At 73.8% G+C, this 19,574-nt stretch carries 18 protein-coding genes and 1 pseudogene; 12 read left to right on the top strand and 7 right to left on the bottom strand.

The annotated features are described in order from the left end of the window. The first annotated feature begins 196 nt into the window (after positions 1-196). From EF918_RS11145 to ffh, 4 genes are all read left to right on the top strand, one after another. Complete coding sequence (locus EF918_RS11145; RefSeq protein ID WP_125644319.1) at positions 197-1,543, top strand: ammonium transporter; 1,347 nt, start codon at positions 197-199, stop codon at positions 1,541-1,543. Then, a complete protein-coding gene (locus tag EF918_RS11140) occupies positions 1,540-1,878 on the top strand; it encodes a P-II family nitrogen regulator (RefSeq protein ID WP_125644317.1) in 339 nt (112 codons plus the stop codon). The genes EF918_RS11145 and EF918_RS11140 overlap by 4 nt, the downstream gene beginning before the upstream one ends. Before the next feature lie 18 nt (positions 1,879-1,896). Next, positions 1,897-4,353, top strand: coding sequence for a [protein-PII] uridylyltransferase (locus tag EF918_RS11135; protein ID WP_125644315.1), 2,457 nt, complete (start codon positions 1,897-1,899; stop codon positions 4,351-4,353). A 115-nt stretch (positions 4,354-4,468) separates the two neighbouring features. Continuing rightward, positions 4,469-6,031, top strand: coding sequence for a signal recognition particle protein (gene ffh, locus EF918_RS11130; RefSeq protein ID WP_125644313.1), 1,563 nt, complete (start codon positions 4,469-4,471; stop codon positions 6,029-6,031). An 84-nt stretch (positions 6,032-6,115) separates the two neighbouring features. On the opposite strand, the gene EF918_RS11125 is transcribed toward ffh, so the two are convergent. From EF918_RS11125 to EF918_RS11100, 6 genes and pseudogenes are all read right to left on the bottom strand, one after another. Next, positions 6,116-7,279, bottom strand: coding sequence for an alanine racemase (locus EF918_RS11125; protein ID WP_125644311.1), 1,164 nt, complete (start codon positions 7,277-7,279; stop codon positions 6,116-6,118). A gap of 6 nt (positions 7,280-7,285) precedes the next feature. Beyond that, positions 7,286-8,386 carry an aminotransferase class V-fold PLP-dependent enzyme gene (locus EF918_RS11120; RefSeq protein ID WP_125644309.1) on the bottom strand — a complete coding sequence of 367 codons (1,101 nt, stop codon included), beginning with the start codon at positions 8,384-8,386 and terminating at the stop codon, positions 7,286-7,288. Further along, entirely contained in the window at positions 8,383-9,330 is a 948-nt protein-coding gene (locus EF918_RS11115; protein ID WP_125644307.1) for a phosphotriesterase, read from the bottom strand. Before EF918_RS11115 ends, EF918_RS11120 begins: the two co-directional genes overlap by 4 nt. Then, positions 9,327-10,709 carry a YhfT family protein gene (locus EF918_RS11110; protein WP_260610062.1) on the bottom strand — a complete coding sequence of 461 codons (1,383 nt, stop codon included), beginning with the start codon at positions 10,707-10,709 and terminating at the stop codon, positions 9,327-9,329. Before EF918_RS11110 ends, EF918_RS11115 begins: the two co-directional genes overlap by 4 nt. Continuing rightward, positions 10,706-11,065: a DUF2620 family protein gene (locus tag EF918_RS11105; RefSeq protein ID WP_125644331.1), complete on the bottom strand. Its 360-nt coding sequence runs from the start codon at positions 11,063-11,065 to the stop codon at positions 10,706-10,708. Before EF918_RS11105 ends, EF918_RS11110 begins: the two co-directional genes overlap by 4 nt. Positions 11,066-11,092: 27 nt before the next feature. Further along, a pseudogene (locus EF918_RS11100) lies at positions 11,093-11,467 on the bottom strand (transcriptional antiterminator); the annotation flags it as partial. A gap of 106 nt (positions 11,468-11,573) precedes the next feature. Between EF918_RS11100 and ftsH the strand changes: the two are divergent. After that, positions 11,574-13,508 carry an ATP-dependent zinc metalloprotease FtsH gene (ftsH, locus tag EF918_RS11095; RefSeq protein ID WP_125644305.1) on the top strand — a complete coding sequence of 645 codons (1,935 nt, stop codon included), beginning with the start codon at positions 11,574-11,576 and terminating at the stop codon, positions 13,506-13,508. Positions 13,509-13,539: 31 nt separating this feature from the next. Here ftsH and EF918_RS11090 read toward each other — a convergent pair whose 3' ends face one another. Next, the gene (locus tag EF918_RS11090) at positions 13,540-14,220 is read right to left on the bottom strand and encodes a methyltransferase type 11 (protein ID WP_125644303.1); all 681 of its coding nucleotides are present in this window, start codon (positions 14,218-14,220) and stop codon (positions 13,540-13,542) included. Between the two features lie 130 nt (positions 14,221-14,350). Between EF918_RS11090 and proS the strand changes: the two genes are divergently transcribed. The 7 genes from proS to rplS all read left to right on the top strand — a co-directional run bounded on the left by proS (position 14,351) and on the right by rplS (position 19,396). Next, complete coding sequence (gene proS / locus EF918_RS11085) at positions 14,351-15,763, top strand: proline--tRNA ligase (protein ID WP_125644301.1); 1,413 nt, start codon at positions 14,351-14,353, stop codon at positions 15,761-15,763. Between the two features lie 246 nt (positions 15,764-16,009). Then, on the top strand, positions 16,010-16,609 hold the full coding sequence (locus EF918_RS11080; protein ID WP_125644299.1) for a hypothetical protein: 600 nt from the start codon (positions 16,010-16,012) through the stop codon (positions 16,607-16,609). A 158-nt stretch (positions 16,610-16,767) separates the two neighbouring features. Continuing rightward, a complete protein-coding gene (rpsP, locus tag EF918_RS11075) occupies positions 16,768-17,205 on the top strand; it encodes a 30S ribosomal protein S16 (RefSeq protein ID WP_125644297.1) in 438 nt (145 codons plus the stop codon). Between the two features lie 2 nt (positions 17,206-17,207). Then, positions 17,208-17,447: an RNA-binding protein gene (locus tag EF918_RS11070; protein WP_020868149.1), complete on the top strand. Its 240-nt coding sequence runs from the start codon at positions 17,208-17,210 to the stop codon at positions 17,445-17,447. A 78-nt stretch (positions 17,448-17,525) separates the two neighbouring features. After that, entirely contained in the window at positions 17,526-18,092 is a 567-nt protein-coding gene (rimM, locus tag EF918_RS11065) for a ribosome maturation factor RimM (RefSeq protein WP_125644295.1), read from the top strand. Further along, positions 18,092-18,913: a tRNA (guanosine(37)-N1)-methyltransferase TrmD gene (trmD, locus tag EF918_RS11060; protein WP_125644293.1), complete on the top strand. Its 822-nt coding sequence runs from the start codon at positions 18,092-18,094 to the stop codon at positions 18,911-18,913. Before rimM ends, trmD begins: the two co-directional genes overlap by 1 nt. Positions 18,914-19,045: 132 nt before the next feature. Continuing rightward, positions 19,046-19,396, top strand: coding sequence for a 50S ribosomal protein L19 (gene rplS, locus EF918_RS11055; RefSeq protein WP_125644291.1), 351 nt, complete (start codon positions 19,046-19,048; stop codon positions 19,394-19,396). Positions 19,397-19,574 lie beyond the last annotated feature (178 nt).

Raw genomic sequence — 19,574 nt, 5'->3', positions numbered from 1 at the left:
ACCCCGGCCCCGGCCCGTTCACCGTCACGTAACAGCCCCGACCTCTTCGTCACCCCCGTGAAACATCGGGCGGCACCGCCGGAAACCGGCCTCGGCGAGTCTCATGGCCCATAACCGGCCAGCCTCCGGGCCAGTCGCCGCTGAAGGTTTCCCACGGTCGCCCGCACGCGAACGTACCGACGACGAGGAGACGCCGATGGCATCAGCCATCACGACCCTTGCCGCAGACGCCCCCGAACTGTCTGCCGCGAACACCGGGTTCATGCTCATCTGCTCCGCCCTGGTCATGCTGATGACCCCGGGCCTGGCCTTCTTCTACGGGGGCATGGTCCGCGTCAAGAGCAGCCTCAACATGCTCATGATGAGTTTCATCAGCCTCGGGATCGTCACGATCCTGTGGGTGCTCTACGGCTTCAGCCTCGCCTTCGGCACCGATTCCGGCTCGGTCATCGGCTGGAACTCCGACTACGTCGGCCTCAGCGGCATCGGTCTGACCGAGCTCTGGGACGGCTACACCATCCCGGTGTACGTCTTCGCCGTCTTCCAGCTCATGTTCGCGATCATCACCCCGGCCCTGATCAGCGGCGCCCTCGCGGACCGCGTCAAGTTCACCGCCTGGGTGCTGTTCACCGCCCTGTGGGTCACCGTCGTCTACTTCCCCGTCGCGCACTGGGTCTGGGGCGCCGGCGGCTGGCTGTTCGAGCTGGGCGTCATCGACTTCGCCGGCGGCACCGCCGTCCACATCAACGCCGGCGCCGCCGCCCTCGGCGTCATCCTCGTCATCGGCAAGCGCGTCGGCTTCAAGAAGGACCCGATGCGCCCGCACAGCCTCCCGCTGGTCATGCTCGGCGCCGGCCTGCTGTGGTTCGGCTGGTTCGGCTTCAACGCCGGCTCCTGGCTCGGCAACGACGACGGCGTCGGCGCGGTCATGTTCGTCAACACCCAGGTCGCCACCGCCGCCGCCATGCTCGCCTGGCTCGCGTACGAGAAGCTGCGCCACGGCTCCTTCACCACCCTGGGCGCCGCCTCCGGCGCGGTCGCCGGCCTCGTCGCCATCACCCCCTCCGGCGGCTCCTGCTCCCCGCTCGGCGCCATCGCCATCGGCGCGATCGCGGGTGTGGCCTGCGCCATGGCGGTGGGCCTGAAGTACAAGTTCGGCTACGACGACTCCCTCGACGTGGTCGGCGTCCACCTCGTCGGCGGCATCCTCGGCTCCCTCCTCGTCGGCCTCTTCGCCACCGGCGGCGTCCAGTCCGAGGCCAAGGGCCTGTTCTACGGCGGCGGCCTGGAGCAGCTCGGCAAGCAGGCGATCGGCGTCTTCTCCGTCCTGGCCTACTCTCTGGTGGCGTCGGCACTGCTGGCCTTCGTCCTGGACCGGACGATCGGCATGCGGGTCCCCGAGGACGACGAGGTCTCCGGCATCGACCAGGTCGAGCACGCCGAGACCGCCTACGACTTCAGCGGCGCCGGCGGCGGGGCCCTCCCGCGCAGTACCGCCGCCCCCGCCCCCGTCGCCGCTGCCAGCAAGAAGGTGGACGCATGAAGCTCATCACCGCGATCGTCAAGCCGCACCGCCTGGACGAGATCAAGGAGGCGCTGCAGACCTTCGGGGTCCAGGGCCTGACCGTCTCCGAGGCCAGCGGCTACGGACGCCAGCGCGGCCACACCGAGGTCTACCGGGGCGCCGAGTACACCGTGGACCTGGTGCCCAAGATCCGCATCGAGGTCGTCGTCGACGACGAAGCGGCGGAGGACGTCATGGACGTCGTGGTCTCCGCCGCCCGCACCGGCAAGATCGGTGACGGCAAGGTGTGGAGCGTCCCCGTGGACTCGGTCGTCCGGGTCCGCACCGGCGAGCGCGGCGCCGACGCGCTCTAGTCGGACGGGAGCCCCTGGGTGACGAGCGTCGACCGCACCACCACGCAACCGGACGGCCCCGACGGACCGGCCGGCCCCCCCGACGCGGGACCCAGCGGATACGCCGCGGCCCGGCTGCGCCTCCTCCAGGAGGAGGCGCGGTCCGGGCCCGCCCGGCGTTCCGGCCTGGCCCGCCTCACCGACGACTGGCTGTCCGCGCTGTTCACCGCGGCCGTCGCCGAGACCGGGGTCCGCGGCGCCGCCCTGGTCGCCGTCGGCGGCTACGGGCGCGCCGAACTCTCCCCGCGCAGCGATCTGGACCTGCTGCTCCTGCACGACGGCAAGGCCGGACCCAAGGCCCTGGCCACCCTCGCCGACCGCGTCTGGTACCCGGTGTGGGACCTGGGCCTGGCCCTGGACCACTCCGTGCGCACCGCCGCCGAGGCCCGCCGCACCGCCGCCGAGGACCTCAAGGTGCAGCTCGGCCTGCTGGACGCCCGGCCGGTCGCCGGCGACCTCGGGCTGCTCGCCGGACTGCGCACCACCGTCCTGGCCGACTGGCGCAACCAGTCCGCGAAGCGGCTGCCGGAACTGCACGCCATGTGCCGGGAGCGGGCCGAACGCTGCGGGGAGCTGCGCTTCCTCCTCGAACCCGACCTCAAGGAGGCCCGCGGCGGCCTGCGCGACATCACCGCCCTGCGGGCCGTGGCCGCCTCCTGGCTGGCCGACGCCCCCCGCGAGGGCCTGGACCGGGCCCGGCGCCGGCTGCTGGACGCCCGCGACGCCCTCCACCTGGTCACCGGCCGGGCCTCGGACCGCCTCAGCCTCCAGGAGCACGACGCGGTCGCCGCGCACCTCGGGCTCCCCGACGCCGACACCCTGCTGCGCGAGGTGTACGAGGCCGCGGGCGTGGTCGCGTACGCCGGTGACGTGACCTGGCGCGAGGTCGGCCGGGTGCTGCGGGCCCGCGCCGCCCGGCCGCGGCTGCGCGGCCTGCTGGGCGGCCGGGGCGCACCCGCGGTGGAGCGGGCCCCGCTGGCCGACGGCGTGGTCGAGCAGGACGGCGAGGCGGTGCTCGCCCTCGCCGCCCGGCCCGACCGGGACCCGGTCCTGGCGCTGCGGCTGGCCGCGGCCGCCGCCCAGGCCGGACTGCCGGTCTCGCTGCACGCCGTACGCCGGCTGGCCGCGCAGGCGAAACCACTGCCGGTGCCCTGGCCGGCCGAGGCGCGCGAACAGCTGCTGACCTTGCTGGGCGCCGGGGAGCCCACCGTGGACGTGTGGGAGGCGCTGGAGGCCGAGGGCCTGGTCAGCAGGCTGCTGCCGGAGTGGGAACGGGTCCGGTGCCGGCCCCAGCGCAATCCCGTGCACACCTGGACCGTGGACCGGCACCTGGTGGAGACCGCCGTACGCGCCTCCGCGCTGACCCGCCGGGTCGGCCGGCCCGACCTGCTGCTGATGGCCGCGCTGCTGCACGACATCGGCAAGGGCCTGCCGGGCGACCACTCGGTGGCGGGCGAGCCCGTCGCCCGCGACATCGCCGTCCGGCTCGGCTTCGGGTCCGAGGACGTGGCGGTCCTGGCCACCCTGGTCCGCCACCACCTGCTGCTCATCGACACCGCCACCCGCCGTGACCTGGACGACCCGGCCACCGTCCGCATGGTCGCCGACGCGGTGGGCTCGCCCGGCACCCTGGAACTGCTGCACGCCCTCACCGAGGCCGACGCCCGCGCCACCGGGCCCGCCGCCTGGTCGGCGTGGCGCGGCTCGCTGGTCGCCGACCTCGTCGGCCGGGTCGCCGCCGTCCTGGGCGGGTCGGCGGCCCCGCCCGCCGACCCGCCGCTGGTGCCCACCACCGAGCAGGAACGGCTGGCGGTGGAGGCGCTGCGCACCCGTGAGCCGGTGCTCTCCCTGCACGCCCGGCACGAGGAGGACGCGGTCGGGGTGGAACTGGTCGTGGCCGTCCCCGACCAGCCGGGCGTGCTGCCCGCCGTGGCCGGGGTCCTGGCCCTGCACCGGCTCACCGTCCGGGCGGCGGACCTGCGCTCGCTGGAGCTGCCGGACCGGCTCGGCGAGGTGCTGGTGCTGCGCTGGCGGGTGGCCGCCGAGTACGGCTCGCTGCCGCAGGCCACCCGGCTGCGGGCGGACCTGGTCCGGGCCCTGGACGGTTCTCTGGACGTCCCGGCGAAGCTGGCCGACCGCGAGGCGGCGTACCCGCGCCGGCGCGGGGTCGTCCCGCCGCCGCCCCGGGTCACGGTCGTCCCGGACGTCTCCTCGCTGGCCACCGTCCTGGAGGTGCGCGCCCCCGACGCCGTCGGCCTGCTGCACCGCATCGGCCGGGCCCTGGAGGGCGGCGGCTTCCGGGTGCGCAGCGCCCATGTCTCCACCCTCGGCGCCAACGCCGTGGACTCCCTCTACGTCACCACCGTCGAGGGCAAACCCCTGACCCCGTCCGAGGCCGCCGACCTGGCCTCCTCGGTCGAGGCGGCACTGCGCTGAGCGGCCCGTGGGTCCCGTCCGGGGGGCGGGACCCACGGCCGTGGCCTACCGGGGTGCCGGGCCGGATACTCTGGAGGACGACCACACGCCCCCGACCTGAGGAATCGCGACCATCGTGTTCGATACGCTTTCCGACCGCCTTGCCTCGACGTTCAAGAGCCTTCGCGGCAAGGGCCGCCTGTCCGAGCAGGACATCGACGCGGCGGCGCGCGAGATCCGTATCGCCCTTCTCGAGGCCGACGTCGCCCTTCCGGTCGTCCGCGCGTTCATCAAGAACGTCAAGGAAAGGGCCATGGGGGCCGAGGTCTCCAAGGCGCTCAACCCCTCGCAGCAGGTGCTGAAGATCGTCAACGACGAGCTCGTCGGCATCCTCGGCGGGGAGACCCGCCGGCTGCGGTTCGCCAAGACCGCGCCCACCGTGATCATGCTCGCCGGTCTCCAGGGTGCCGGTAAGACCACCCTCGCCGGCAAGCTCGGCCTCTGGCTCAAGGGCCAGGGCCACACCCCGCTGCTGGTCGCCTGCGACCTCCAGCGGCCCAACGCCGTCAACCAGCTCGGCATCGTCGCCGAGCGCGCCGGTGTCGGCTTCTACGGCCCCCAGCCGGGCAACGGCGTGGGCGACCCGGTCCAGGTCGCCAAGGACTCCGTCGAGTACGCCCGCACCAAGATGCACGACATCGTGATCGTCGACACCGCCGGCCGCCTCGGCATCGACGCCGAACTGATGCAGCAGGCCGCGGACATCCGGGACGCGATCAGCCCCGACGAGATCCTCTTCGTCGTCGACGCCATGATCGGTCAGGACGCGGTCAACACCGCCGAGGCCTTCCGCGACGGCGTCGGCTTCGACGGCGTCGTCCTCTCCAAGCTCGACGGCGACGCCCGCGGTGGTGCCGCGCTCTCCATCGCGCACGTCACCGGCAAGCAGATCATGTTCGCCTCCAACGGCGAGAAGCTGGAGGACTTCGACGCCTTCCACCCGGACCGCATGGCGGGCCGGATCCTCGACATGGGTGACATGCTCACCCTGATCGAGCAGGCGGAGAAGACCTTCTCGCAGGCCGAGGCCGAGAAGATGGCGGCCAAGCTCGCCAAGGGCCCCAAGGAGTTCACGCTCGACGACTTCCTGGCCCAGATGGAGCAGGTCCGCAAGATGGGCTCCATCTCCAAGCTGCTCGGCATGCTGCCCGGCATGGGGCAGATCAAGGAGCAGATCAACAACATCGACGAGCGCGACGTCGACCGCACGGCCGCCATCATCAAGTCGATGACCCCGGCCGAGCGCCAGGACCCGACGATCATCAACGGCTCCCGCCGCGCCCGTATCGCCAAGGGTTCCGGCGTCGAGGTCAGCGCGGTCAAGAACCTGGTCGAGCGGTTCTTCGAGGCCCGGAAGATGATGTCGCGCATGGCCCAGGGCGGCGGCATGCCGGGGATGCCGGGCATCCCGGGCATGGGCGGCGGCCCCGGCCGGCAGAAGAAGCAGGTCAAGCAGGCCAAGGGCAAGCGCAAGAGCGGCAACCCGATGAAGCGCAAGGCGGAGGAGGCGGCCGCCGCCGCCCGCCGCGAGCAGGGCCCGCAGGGCGGCGAGCCGGGCGCCAACCCGTTCGGGCTGCCCGCCGGACAGCCCGGCCAGGACTTCGAGCTCCCGGACGAGTTCAAGAAGTTCATGCAGTAGCAGCGGCCCGCGCACGCGCGGTCCGAAGGGCCCCGCCGGTCACCGGCGGGGCCCTTCGCCGTCCCGGGCGCCGCTCGGGCCGGGTCACAGGGCGCGGCCCAGGGCGTCGTAGAGGCCCAGCAGCCGGGGCGCGCCGGAGGCCAGGCCCGCCACCACCGCGACCCGGCTGCGGGTGACGAAGACCTGGCTGCGGAAGGCCAGCACGGCGGTGTCCCCGGCCCGCACGCGGATCCGCCTCGGCGGCGCGGCCAGCAGCCGGTAGTAGTCGATGTACTCCGCGGGCATCCGTGCCACCTCCAGCAGCAGCCCGGTGCGTGCCAGCAGCGCCCGCCGGACCCCCGAGCGCGGGTAGAAGCCGCCGCCGTGCAGGGCCGGCCGGCCGTCGGCGAGGGTGTGCGCGACCTCGGTGACGTACACCGAGGCCGGCCGCTCGGGCTGGGTCGGGTCGGCCGCGTGCAGCGGGGTGGTGCCGGTCAGGGCGTGGCCGGGTTCGCCGTGGGTCGCGCCCGCGGCGGCGAGCAGCGGCAGCACGGCCAGCGAGGTGGCCCCGGGGGCGCTCAGCAGCAGCGGCCCGTGCCCGCGCGCCCGCAGCAGGGCGACGGCCCGGGCCGCGCGGGCGAGGTTCGCGGTCGGCGCGGGCCAGCCGGTCGCGGGGTCGCAGGCCACGCAGGGGAACGCGGTGACCCCGGCGATCCGCACGCCCGGCAGCCGTTCCAGGTGCGCGGCGAACCCCGCCAGCCGCGCCGGCGGCACCCCGCCCTCCTGCCCGGGGTAGCCGGTGCCCGGGGCCGGCTCCAGCCGGACCAGCACGTCCTGGACGTGGCCCAGGGCGACGGCGGCCTGACCGACGTGCCGGGCGTTGTCGGCGTCGAAGACGGTGACCGCGTCGGGCCGGCGGGCCAGCAGCGCGGGCAGCTCCCGGCGCGGGACCTGCACCAGGTGGCCGAGGTTGCCGCAGCGGGCCCCGGCCGCGTGCAGGGCGGCCGCCTCGCGCGCGTCGATGGCGGCGAACGCCGGCAGGTGCCGGGCGACGGCCCGGATCAGGGCCGGGTTGCGGCCGAACTGCTTGGTCACGCACCACAGCGTCAGCCCCAGCCGCTCCGCCCCGGCGGCCAGCCGCCGCGCGTTGTCCTCGACCGTGTCCAGGTCCAGGACGTAGGTGTCCGGGGGCACGGCCCCCGACCGGTGCAGGGCGGCGGCGGTGTCGACCAGCTCGGGGTTGCGGGCCAGGACGGTGTCGAGGAACACGGCCGGTCAGCGCAGCTCGGCCAGCGAGCGGCGCAGGACGTCGAGGACGAGGTCGGCCCCGGCCCGCATCGGGTTGACGCGCAGGGTGCGGTCGGCGAGCCCGGGGGAGTCCGCCAGACAGGAGGCCGACAGCCGGTGGACGAGCGGGGCGATCTCGTAGCGGCTCGCCGAGCCCACCGGGTACGGGGCGGCCCCGAAGCGGGCGGCCACGGCGGGCAGCTCACGGGCCACCGGCCGCTCCAGCCGGACCAGCACGCAGCGGTCCTGGACGTTGGCCAGGCGCGCCTCGGCCACCCCGGGGACCTCCCCGGCGGTGAGCCGTTCGGCCACCTCCGCGGCGACCCGGGACTGCAGGGCCCACATGACGGGGACGTGGGTGAGGGCGCGCAGGGCGTCCAGGGCCTGCTGGCCCTGGACCTGGCCGCCGCCCGAGTAGTTGTCCGCGCGGACCCGGGCCACCAGGTCGCCGGCGCCCGCGACCACCCCGACGCCCTCCGGGCCGTGCAGTTTGAACAGCGAGAAGCAGCACGCGTCGGCGCCGAGCTCCACCCCGCAGGCCGGGACCCGCAGTACGGCGTAGTTGTCGTCGACGAGCGTGCGCACCCCGGCCCGGCGGCACGCGGCCAGTACCTCGCCGAGGTCGTAGCCGTCCTGGAGCCGCTGCCGGGTGTGCTGCACGTACGCGAACCGGAACCGCCCGCCGGCCAGGGCCCGGGCCGGTTCCGCCGGGTCGTTGAAGTCGGCCTCGGTGCAGGCGATGCCGAGGGTGCGGAAGGTGACGGCCGTGGTCGGGTAGACCGGGGCCCGGTGGATCAGCAGGGGCTCGCCCGGGGACACGGCGGCGGCCAGGGCGGCGCGGATCGCCCCGGTGCCGGCCCCCTGGACCAGGGCGGCGTCCTCGGCGCCGAGGAACGCGGCGAGCACGGCCTCGACCCTGGCGGTGGTCCGGGACCGGCCGAGCCCGGGGACGCAGCCCGCGTCGGCCTCGAACAGCTGGGGCCCCTCGAAGTGGGCGGCGGTGCACTCCAGCAGCCGGAACTGCCGGGCCACGGCCTCGTCGAGCCCGACGGTCGGCAGCGGGAACGTCTCCGGCAGTGCGTCGGTCATGCCGGCGGCTCCGCTCCGGCACCGGCCAGGAAGCGCAGCGGGTTGCGCCGGGTCATCAGGTCGATCAGCGGTGCGTCCACGCCGGCCGCCCGGAGCCGGTCCAGGAAGCCGCGCAGCAGGTACCCGTAGCCGGGTCCGCCCGCGGACCGGAGGTAGCCGCGGCGGGAGACGTCCCCGCTGAGCAGCACCCGGTCGGCGTGCCCGGCCTCCACCAGCGCCAGCAGCAGGCGCAGCCGGTCCTCGTCGGCACGGTAGGCCGCCTTGCCGACGGTGTCGAAGGCCACGTACGCGCCCTCGGCGGCGAGCGCACGGTGCTCGGCCGGGTCGTCCAGCAGGTCCTGGTGGCCCAGGCACACCCGGTACGGCGGCAGCCCGGCCCCCGTCAGCAGGTCGAGCTGGGCCCGGCCGCCGCGGCCGAGCCGGGCGTGGGTGACCACCGACAGGCCGGTGGCCAGGGCCGCCCCGGCAGCGGCGCGCAGCACCCGGGCCTCGGCCGGGGTGGGTTCCGTACCACCGGTGCCGATCTCGCCGATGACGCCCGGGCGGACGGCGGTGCCGTCGGCGCCCCCGGTGAGCTCCTCGACCAGGACCGCGGTGAGCTCCTCGACCGTGGCCCCGGCCGGCTCGGGCGGGTGGAACGCCTGGTGGTACCAGCCGGTGGCGGCGACCACCGGGACCCCGCTGGCCCGGGAGATCCGGGCCAGCGCCGCCAGGTCGCGGCCCATGCCGCGGCAGGTCAGCTCGACGACCAGGGCGAGGCCGAACTCCTCGCGCAGCGAGGTCAGCTCGCGCACCACGGCGGGCCCGTCCGCCTCCGCGTCGAGCACGGCGGCGGGGTCCTCGGGCCGGCGCAGGTCCAGGACCAGGTGTTCGTGGGCGAGGACGGGTCCCTCGCGTACCAGCCAGGGGGCGAGGGGGCCGAGGACCGTGTGCAGGGTGCTCATGAGGCCGTCGCCGCGGCGGGGGCGAACAGCCCGAGCCAGTACAGGACGTTGAGCAGCAGCCCGCCGGCGACCACCGCGGCGGGTGCGGCGGCCGTCCGGACGACGGGCCGGCCCATGGCCTCGTTGAGCAGGTAGAGCCCGCCGCAGACGAGGATGCCGAGCCCGCCGCCCATCGCGTTCGCCGCCATCAGCGAGCCGAACAGGACCGCCAGCCCCAGCGCGTCCCCGATGGCGGCCCGCAGGTGCTCGGAGGAGTCCCGCAGGCTCGGCAGCCGCCCCAGCACCCGCCCGACGGCGGACAGGGCCAGCACCTCGACGGCGAACAGCACGGCCCCGGCGACGGCGGCCAGGTACGGGTTCGGCGCCAGGTAGCCGACCGGGTAGACCAGGGTGAAACCGGCGATGCCGTACGCGCCGGAGGCGAGCGCGGTGGTCGCGATCAGCGGCACGAAGCCGAAGGTCCGGTAGAAGTCGACCTGGGCGGCCTCGGTGTAGTGGCCCTTGGCGATGAGGAAGCTGGTGGCCTCGCCGCCGCCGAACACCTTCGTCTGCGCCAGCACGCACACCCCCGCGCCCAGCAGCATGAACAGCGGCAGCCACCGGCGCAGCCGGGCGGCACCCGCGCCGAACAGGGAGGCCGCCGCCTCCGCCGTCCCGCCCGGGTCCGGCGCCGGGTCCGCCGGGCCCGCTGCCGGGTCCGCCGGCCCCGGGCCGGGGGGCGTACGGGGCCCGCGCAGGTCGGCGGCGAGCGCGAAGCCGATCAGCAGCAGCACCCCGGCCGCCATCGCCACCGCACCGGCGAACATGTGCGGCCACAGCCGCATCGTCGCCACCACCAGGGCCAGTTCCACGAGCCCGGTCAGGGCCCCGCGCAGCCGCCCGAACTGGCGGGTGACCGCCAGCACCGGGAACAGCGTGAACAGGAACAGGATCGGGGTGGCCAGCTGCTGCATCGCCGTCAGGAAGTCCACCGGCAGCCGGTGCGCCAGCTCGTTGGCCCCGTTCAGCCCGTACACGACGACCGCGCCCCAGCCGCCGCCCAGCAGCGCCGCCAGCCGGCGGCGGGGCGCCAGGATGCCCAGCACGTCGGTGGGCAGGAACAGCAGCCAGGGGTTGAGCACCCCGGTGCTCAGCGCCAGCGGCGCGCCCAGCCCGAAGACGAATCCGGCGGAGAGGCCGAAGGCGACGGCGGTGGTGGCCCCGCGGGTGGTGCGCCCGTGGACGAAGTCGAGCAGGAAGGGCCGCACCCCGTCGTTGAACACGGCCAGCGCCAGGTGCGCGGCCAGGGCGGTCAGCGCGCACAGCCCGACGACGGTCAGCGCCTGGAGGGGGGACAGGTCCAGCCGGACCGCCTCCGCGGCGGCGGTCGGCGGCGTCACGCGCGGGCGGCGGCGATGGCGCGGGCCAGCCGCGGGGCGACGGTGTCGATCCGGTCCAGGCTGAAGCCGAACACGGTCTTGCCCTGCGCCAGCAGCCCCGCCACCTCCTCCTCGGTGGGCTCGCCCCGGCCGAAGGTGTGGCAGGCGGGCCGGCCCAGCAGCCCCACCAGCACCCCGAGGGAGGCGCCGGCTCCGGTGTGGCAGGTGCCGAGGAAGAAGTCGGCCTGCCCGGAACGCAGCAGCACGGCCGCGTCCATGTCGTTGCAGACGGCGACGTCGAGCCCGGCGATGCCGAGGCCGCCGACCGTGCGGGCGACCTCGGTCCGGCCGACGCCGCCCGTGAGGATCTTCGCCATGGCGGTTCCTGCCTTGTCCGTTGCGGTGCGGGCGAGCACGGCCAGGTGCAGGCCCAGGAAGTCGATCTCGTCGGGCGGGAGCGGGGGCGTACCGAGCGCGGCGGCGGCGCGGGCGGCGATGGCGTGCGCCCGGTGGACCGCCTCGGGGTGCGCGCGCAGCTCTTCGGCGGGCGGCGGGCCGGGGGAGGGCGAGCGTTCGGCCGGTACGCCGTCCAGCGAACGGGTCAGGGCCATCAGCAGATGGCTGGTGAGCATCCCGGCCGTCTCCTCGGTGACCGTGCGGCCGTCGGCGGCCAGCGCGGCCAGCTCGGCGGCCACGAAGTCGGCGACGTCCGGGCGCACCCGCCCGCTGTCGCGGAACAGCCGGATCCGCAGGGCGAGCTGGTCGTCGAGGCCGCGCACGGTGCCGACAGTAGCGGCAGTCCGTGCGCAATCGTCGCATTTGTCCCGTAGGGTCGGCGGGGAGGACGCCGGAAGGAGCCGGGCGGACGGCGAAGAAGGAGGCCCCGTGCCCAACCCGACCCCCGTGCCCCCGCGGGACCGTGCCGACACCCCGTGGCGCTCCGAGGGCGCGCCGCCCTCCCCGCCGCCGAGGAAGAAGATGCCGGGCGGCTGGCGGGGGCTCGTCCTGACCGCCCTCGTGGTCTACCTCCTGACCAACCTGGTGCTGTCCTTCTTCGGCGAGGGCGACGAGCCGACCATCTCGTACACCGAGTTCAGCAAGCAGGTCGCCGACGGCAACGTCTCGAAGATCTACTCCAAGGGCGACGCCATCGAGGGCCAGCTCAAGAACAAGCAGCCGGTCCCCGACGGTGAGGGCGACTACACCAAGTTCGTCACCCAGCGCCCGGCCTTCGCCGACGACCAGCTGTGGGCGAACCTCACCGCCAAGGGTGTGACCGTCACCGCCTCGCCGGTCGTCGAGCACCGCAGCTTCCTGGCCAACCTGCTGATCTCCCTGGCCCCGATGCTGCTCCTGATCGGCCTGTGGGTGCTCGTCGCCCGCCGGATGGGCGGAGCCCTGGGCGGGGCCGGCGGACTCGGCCGGAAGGTGCCCCCCAAACCGGTCGAGCTCGAAGGGACCACCCGCACCACCTTCGCCGACGTGGCCGGCATCGACGAGGTCGAGGGCGAGCTCAGCGAGGTCGTGGACTTCCTGAAGAACCCGCAGGCCTACCGGCGGATGGGCGCCCGGATGCCCGGCGGGGTCCTGCTGTCAGGCCCGCCGGGCACCGGCAAGACCCTGCTCGCCCGGGCCGTCGCGGGCGAGGCCGGGGTGCCGTTCTTCTCGGCCTCCGCCTCCGAGTTCATCGAGATGATCGTCGGCGTCGGAGCCTCCCGGGTCCGCGAGCTGTTCGCCGAGGCCCGCAAGGTGGCCCCGTCGATCATCTTCATCGACGAGATCGACACCATCGGCCGGGCCCGCGGCGGTGGCAGCGGCATCGGCGGCCACGACGAACGCGAGCAGACCCTCAACCAGATCCTCACCGAGATGGACGGCTTCTCCGGCTCCGAGGGCGTGGTCGTCATCGCCGCCACCAACCGCGCCGACGTCCTGGACCCGGCCCTCACCCGCCCCGGCCGCTTCGACCGCACCGTGCAGGTCTCCCCGCCCGACCGCGGCGGGCGTGAGGCCATCCTGCGCATCCACACCCGCGACATCCCGCTCGCCCCCGGTGTCGACCTCGCCCAGGTGGCCCGCACCACCCCCGGCATGACCGGGGCGGAGCTGGCCAACCTCGCCAACGAGGCCGCCCTGCTCGCGGTCAAGCGGCAGCAGGACGCCGTCACCCAGGCCGACCTGTCCGACGCGCTGGAGAAGGTCCAGCTCGGGGCCGAGCGGCCGCTGGTCATGCCCGAGGAGGAGCGCCGCAGGACCGCGTACCACGAGAGCGGCCACGCCCTGCTGGGCATGCTCCAGCCCGGCGCCGACCCGGTCCGCAAGGTGACGATCGTGCCGCGCGGCCGGGCCCTGGGCGTGACCCTGTCCACCCCCGAGACCGACCGCTACGCGTACACCGAGGAGTACCTGCGCGGGCGGATCATCGGCGCGCTCGGCGGCATGGCCGCCGAACACGTGGTCTACGGGGTCGTCACGACCGGCGCCGAGAACGACCTCGAACAGGTGACCGGTATCGCCCGCGGCATGGTCGGCCGCTGGGGCATGAGCGAGCGCGTCGGCCGGCTCACCGCCATCCCCTCCGACGCCCAGGGCGCCTACGGCCTCTCCGCCGCACCCGCCACCCTCGACGTGGTGGACGGCGAAATGCGCCGGATCGTCGACGAGTGCTACGAGAACGCCTGCCGGCTGCTGCGCGAGCACCGCGACCGGCTCGACGCCCTCGCCGAGGCGCTGCTCGCCGCCGAGACCCTGGACGAGGACGCGGCGTACGCGGCCGCCGGCATCCCGCGCCTGACGAAAGGGACCGGCACGGCGGGGTGATGCGCGGCCCGGCCGGAACGGCCGGGGCCGGTTACTCCGTCCGGGCGATCACGTACCGGAAGATGTTGGGCAGCCAGACCGAGCCGTCCGCCCGCTCGTACGGGTGCAGCGCCTCGGTCAGTTCCTTCTCCGTCTGCGCCGGGTCGGCCAGGTCGTAGAGCCCCGAGCTGAGCAGCCCGCGCACCGCGCTCTCGGTGTCCGCGTAGCCGAACGGGCAGAACACCCGGCCCGACCCGTCCGGCACCAGCCCGGCCCGTTCCACCAGTGCGTCCAGGTCCCGCGGCACCGGTCCGCCGCCCGGCAGGGCCGGCACCGTGCAGCGCTCCGGCGGCCCCCAGTCGGCCAGCACCACCGCCGCGCCGCGGCCCACCACCGGCAGGGCCGCCGCCAGGGCGTCCGGTTCGGGGGCGAAGGCCGTGAGCACGTCGTACGGGTCTCCCGCCGGCCGCGGCGGCGCCGTGGCCACCTCCAGCACCCGTTCCCGGGCCAGCGCCCGCAGCTCCGGGCGCGGTTCCACCCCGGTCACCCGGGCGCCCCGGCCCGCGGCCAGCAGCAGGGCCAGCCCGGCTCCGCAGTCCAGGCCGAGCAGCCGATCGCCCGGGCCGAGCTCCAGCCGGTCGTAGACCGCTTCGTACAGCGGGACCAGCATCCGTTCCTGGATCTCCGCCCAGTCCCGGGCGACGAGTGCCGCCGTCGGCGTCGTCGGTGTCATAGAAAGAGCGCTCCTGATTCCTCTCGCCCCCTTGCCCCCGTTGCCAGAGAACTCCCCATTCGCCCCCGCGTCCAGAGGAGCGAAGGCCCCGATTCACACTCGGCGGACCGGGCGCCGTACCATTCGCGCCATGGCAAAGGCTCCCGTTCTCACCCCCCAGGCGGACGACTTCCCCCGCTGGTACCAGGATCTGATCAACAAGGCCGAGCTGGCCGACAACGGCCCGGTGCGCGGCACGATGGTCATCCGACCGTACGGCTACGGGCTGTGGGAGCGGATGCAGCAGGAGATGGACGCGCGCATCAAGGAGGCGGGCGCCCAGAACGCCTACTTCCCGCTGTTCATCCCGCAGTCCTACCTGACGCGGGAGGCCGAGCACGTCGAGGGCTTCGCCCCCGAGCTCGCGGTCGTCACGCACGGCGGCGGCAAGGAGCTCGAGGAGCCGGTGGTCGTCCGGCCCACGTCCGAGACGATCATCAACGACTACTTCTCCAAGTGGGTGCAGAGCTACCGCGACCTGCCCCTGCTGATCAACCAGTGGGCCAACGTCGTCCGCTGGGAGATGCGTCCGCGCGTCTTCCTCCGCACGAGTGAGTTCCTCTGGCAGGAGGGCCACACCGCCCACGCCACCTACGAGGACGCCCGCGACTACGCCGCGCACATCCACCGGAACGTGTACGGCGACTTCATGACCAACGTGCTCGGCATCGACGTCGTGCTCGGCCGCAAGACGGCCAAGGAGCGCTTCGCCGGCGCCATCAACACCCTCACCCTGGAGGGCATGATGGGCGACGGCAAGGCCCTCCAGATGGGCACCAGCCACGAGCTCGGCACCAACTTCGCCAAGGCCTTCAACACCTCCTACCTGTCCAAGGAGGGCCAGCAGGAGCTGGTCTGGCAGACGTCCTGGGGCGTCTCCACCCGGATGGTCGGCGGTCTGATCATGTCCCACGGCGACGACAACGGTCTGCGGGTGCCGCCGCGCCTGGCGCACGTCCAGGTCGTCGTCATGGCGATCAAGGGCGACGAGGCCGTGGCCAAGGTCCGCGAGCTGGGCGACCGGCTGAAGGCCGCGGGCATCCGCGTGCACGTGGACGACCGCGTGGACACGCCGTTCGGCCGCCGCGCCGTGGACTGGGAGCTCAAGGGCGTCCCGGTGCGCGTCGAGATCGGCCCGCGCGACCTGGAGAACGGCACCGCCATGCTGGCCCGCCGCATCCCCGGCGGCAAGGAGCCGGTGCAGATCGAGGCGCTCGCCGACCTGCTGCCCAAGGTGCTCGACGAGGACCAGGCGCAGCTGCTGCGCGAGTCCCGCGAGCGCCGCGAGTCCCGTACGACCGACGTGGCCACCGTCGAGGCCGCCGCCGAGGCCGCGCTGGCCGGCGGCTGGGCGCGGATCCCGTGGGCCGTGCTCGGCCCCGAGGGCGAGGCCAAGCTGGCCGAGCAGGCCGTCACCGTGCGCTGCCTGGTCACCGAGGACGGCTCGGTGCCGGACACCGACGACGCCCCGGGCAACCTGGCGATCGTGGCGCGGTCGTACTGACGGTCGTACGGACGGCCGCACGTGCAGTCGTACGGACGCCTGTGCCGACGGCCGTGCACGAGCAGTGACCCGGGTCCCCCGGGCGTGGGTGACCACGCCCGGGGGACACCCATACGTACCGACTCCTCCTGAGTTCTGCGCACCCGCCCTCGTCGGGTCGCATGAGACTGAACTGACTGGTACGTGCAAAAAATTTGGAATGGCCCGGAATCGGAACACCCTGGCCCCTCGGCTCGTTGTCACGACGTGAGCACGACACCACCTGTTCTCGCCGCAGAGCTGGCGGCGGCGTGGGCCGACATTCAGCGGTACCACCCCGAGCTGCCTGACCTTGCCGCGCCCGAGTCCCTGATCGGAGAGTCCTCGTCCGCATGCGGCGCGGAGCTCTCCTTCGAGCGACTGCTGCACGAGGCAGTCCACGGCATCGCCGCGGCCCGCGGCGTCCGCGACACCTCGCGCGCCGGCCGCTACCACAACCGCCGGTTCCTGGCGATCGCCGAGGAGATGGGGCTGGACCACTCCGACGAGCCGCACGCCAGCAGCGGCTTCTCGCTGGTCTCCCTCAACCCCGAGGCCAAGAAGCGTTACCGGCCGACCATGGAGCGGCTCCAGCGGGCCCTGAAGGCGCACACCGCCGCCACGGCCGCCGACACCAAGCGCAGCTTCCGCGGTCCGGCCGCCCGGCACGGCTCCTCCGGGGGCGGGGTGCGGGTCAAGGCCGTGTGCGACTGCGGGCGCAACGTCCGGGTGGTGCCGTCCGTGCTGGCCCAGGCCCCGATCGTGTGCGGGGGCTGCGGCAAGCCGTTCCGGATCCCCGAGGTGGCGGTGGTCGCGGCCGCGTCCTGACGCGGCCGGGCCATGTGGCACAATGGTCAGCTGTACTCGACAGTCGCACAGGACCCCTCTCTCCTCCGGCTGACGCGTCCATCGGGGCCCCGAGTACCGCAACCCCACGTGGCATCTCGTTGTGCCCCACCACGTCAAGACCAGGAGACACCACTCCAGTGGCAGTCAAGATCAAGCTGAAGCGCCTCGGTAAGATTCGCCAGCCGCACTACCGCGTCGTCATCGCCGACTCCCGCACCCGCCGTGACGGCCGGGCCATCGAGGAGATCGGTCTGTACCACCCGACGTACAACCCGTCGCGCATCGAGATCGACTCGGAGCGCGCGCAGTACTGGCTGTCCGTCGGCGCCCAGCCGACCGAGCCGGTCCTCGCCCTCCTGAAGCTCACCGGCGACTGGCAGAAGCACAAGGGTCTGCCGGCCCCCGAGAAGCCGCTGCTGGCTCCGGCCACCAAGGAGCAGAAGCGGGCGACCTTCGAGGAGTTCGCCAAGACCCTGGAGGGTGGCGACGCCAAGGGCGAGGCCATCACCCAGAAGAAGAAGGCTGAGAAGAAGGCGGACGAGGCCGAGGCCGCCGCCGAGTCGACCGAGGCCTGAGCATGCTCGAGGAGGCTCTTGAGCACCTCGTAAAGGGCATCGTGGACAACCCCGACGAGGTGCAGGTCGCGTCCCGCAACCTGCGCCGCGGGCGCGTGCTGGAGGTCCGGGTGCACCCCGACGACCTCGGCAAGGTGATCGGCCGCAACGGCCGCACCGCGCGGGCACTGCGCACCGTCGTGGGCGCCATCGGCGGCCGCGGGATCCGCGTCGACCTCGTCGACGTGGACCAGGTCCGCTGAGCAGGTGAATCACCGGCACGGGCCGGGGAGGGCATACAGGCCCGCCCCGGCCCGTCGTCGTAGGGACAGGAGAGAGAAGTGCAGCTGGTAGTCGGGCGTGTCGGGCGCGCCCACGGGATCAAGGGCGAGGTCACCGTCGAGGTGCGGACCGACGAGCCGGAGCTGCGGCTCGGCCCCGGTGCCGTCCTCCACACCGAGCCGGCGTCGGCCGGTCCGCTGACCGTCGAGACCGGCCGGGTGCACAGTGGCCGGCTGCTGCTGCGCTTCGAGGGCGTCAAGGACCGCAACGGCGCCGAGGCGCTGCGCAACACCCTACTGATCGCCGACGTCGACCCCTCCGAACTGCCCGAGGAGGAGGACGAGTACTACGACCACCAGCTGATCGACCTGGACGTGGTGCTCGCCGACGGCACCGAGATCGGCCGGATCACCGAGATCTCCCACCTGCCCTCGCAGGACCTGTTCATCGTGGAGCGGCCGGACGGCAGCGAGGTGATGGTCCCGTTCGTGGAGGAGATCGTCACCGAGATCGACCTGGAGAACCAGCGGGCCGTCATCGACCCGCCGCCCGGGCTGATCGACGACCGCGCGGTGATCGCCTCGGCGCGCGACGAGGCCGCCGGGGCCCAGGAGGACGGGTCCTGATGCGGCTCGACGTCGTCACGATCTTCCCCGAGTACCTCGAACCCCTGAACGTCTCCCTCGTCGGCAAGGCCCGGGCCCGCGGCCGGCTCGACGTGCACGTCCACGACCTGCGGCAGTGGACGTACGACCGGCACAACACCGTCGACGACACCCCGTACGGCGGCGGCCCCGGCATGGTCATGAAGCCCGACCCGTGGGGCGACTGCGTCGACGACGCCCTCGCCGCCGGCTACGAGGCCGGGGCGCACGGGCCGGTCATGGTGGTCCCCACCCCCAGCGGCCGCCCGTTCACCCAGGAACTCGCCGTCGAGCTGTCCGAGAAGCCCTGGCTGCTCTTCACCCCGGCCCGCTACGAGGGCATCGACCGCCGGGTCATGGACGAGTACGCCACCCGGATACCGGTGTACGAGGTGTCCATCGGCGACTACGTGCTGGCCGGCGGCGAGGCCGCCGTGCTGGTGATCACCGAGGCCGTGGCCCGGCTGCTGCCGGGCGTGCTCGGCAACGCCGAGTCGCACCGCGACGACTCCTTCGCCCCCGGCGAGATGGCCAACCTGCTCGAAGGCCCCGTCTACACCAAGCCCCCGCAGTGGCGCGGGCGCGGCATCCCGGAGGTGCTGCTCAGCGGCCACCACGGGAAGATCGCCCGCTGGCGCCGCGACGAGGCCCTGCGGCGCACCGCGGCCCACCGGCCGGACCTGCTGGAGCGGGCCGAGGCGTCGTCCTTCGACAAGAAGGACCGCGAGATGCTCAGCATCCTCGGCTGGTCCCCGCAGCCCGACGGCCGATTTTGGCGCAGGCCCCCGGCCGTGGAAGAATAGGCGGCTGCTGTACGCCCGCGTGCGCCCCTGCCACAGGGGGACCGTCGCCCGCAGGGTGGCACAGCACCCGATTTCTCTACGAAAACCCGTACGGCGACCTGTGGCGTCGTGCGAAGAAAGCAGAAGAAGATCATGGCTTCTCTCCTCGACGGCGTGAACGCCGCCTCCCTGCGCTCGGACGTCCCGGCCTTCCGCCCGGGTGACACGGTCAACGTGCACGTCCGCGTGATCGAGGGCAACCGCTCCCGTATCCAGCAGTTCAAGGGCGTCGTCATCCGCCGCCAGGGCTCGGGCGTCTCCGAGACCTTCACCGTCCGCAAGGTCTCCTTCTCGGTGGGCGTGGAGCGTACCTTCCCGGTCCACTCCCCGATCTTCGAGAAGATCGAGCTCGTCACCCGTGGTGACGTCCGCCGCGCCAAGCTGTACTACCTCCGTGAGCTCCGTGGCAAGGCCGCGAAGATCAAGGAGAAGCGCGACAACTGAGGTCCCCTTCGGGTCCCGGGGGTGGCCGGATAGGCTCGCCTCCGATGGACACCGAAGCACCTCACCCGCAGCGCGACCACTCTTCCCCCGACGAGGGGGCGGAGCGGTCGCGTTCTGCGTTTCCCGGGGCCGATGGGGGAGCGGGGGCAGAGACCGGGGCTGCGACCGGTTCCGGAGC

Source organism: Streptomyces sp. WAC06614 (assembly GCF_003949795.1).
Classification (GTDB): Bacteria; Actinomycetota; Actinomycetes; order Streptomycetales; family Streptomycetaceae; genus Streptomyces.
Note: the sequence above shows the minus strand (reverse complement) of the source record. Positions and strands in the feature narration are given on the sequence as shown.

Coding starts and splice junctions, on each gene's coding strand:
- EF918_RS11140 (WP_125644317.1), top strand. CDS start 1,540: ATGAAGCTCATCACCGCGATCGTCAAGCCGCACCGCCTGGACGAGATC.
- EF918_RS11145 (WP_125644319.1), top strand. CDS start 197: ATGGCATCAGCCATCACGACCCTTGCCGCAGACGCCCCCGAACTGTCT.
- proS (WP_125644301.1), top strand. CDS start 14,351: ATGGCAAAGGCTCCCGTTCTCACCCCCCAGGCGGACGACTTCCCCCGC.
- rplS (WP_125644291.1), top strand. CDS start 19,046: ATGGCTTCTCTCCTCGACGGCGTGAACGCCGCCTCCCTGCGCTCGGAC.
- trmD (WP_125644293.1), top strand. CDS start 18,092: ATGCGGCTCGACGTCGTCACGATCTTCCCCGAGTACCTCGAACCCCTG.
- EF918_RS11105 (WP_125644331.1), bottom strand. CDS start 11,065: ATGGCGAAGATCCTCACGGGCGGCGTCGGCCGGACCGAGGTCGCCCGC.
- EF918_RS11115 (WP_125644307.1), bottom strand. CDS start 9,330: ATGAGCACCCTGCACACGGTCCTCGGCCCCCTCGCCCCCTGGCTGGTA.
- EF918_RS11120 (WP_125644309.1), bottom strand. CDS start 8,386: ATGACCGACGCACTGCCGGAGACGTTCCCGCTGCCGACCGTCGGGCTC.
- EF918_RS11070 (WP_020868149.1), top strand. CDS start 17,208: ATGCTCGAGGAGGCTCTTGAGCACCTCGTAAAGGGCATCGTGGACAAC.
- EF918_RS11090 (WP_125644303.1), bottom strand. CDS start 14,220: ATGACACCGACGACGCCGACGGCGGCACTCGTCGCCCGGGACTGGGCG.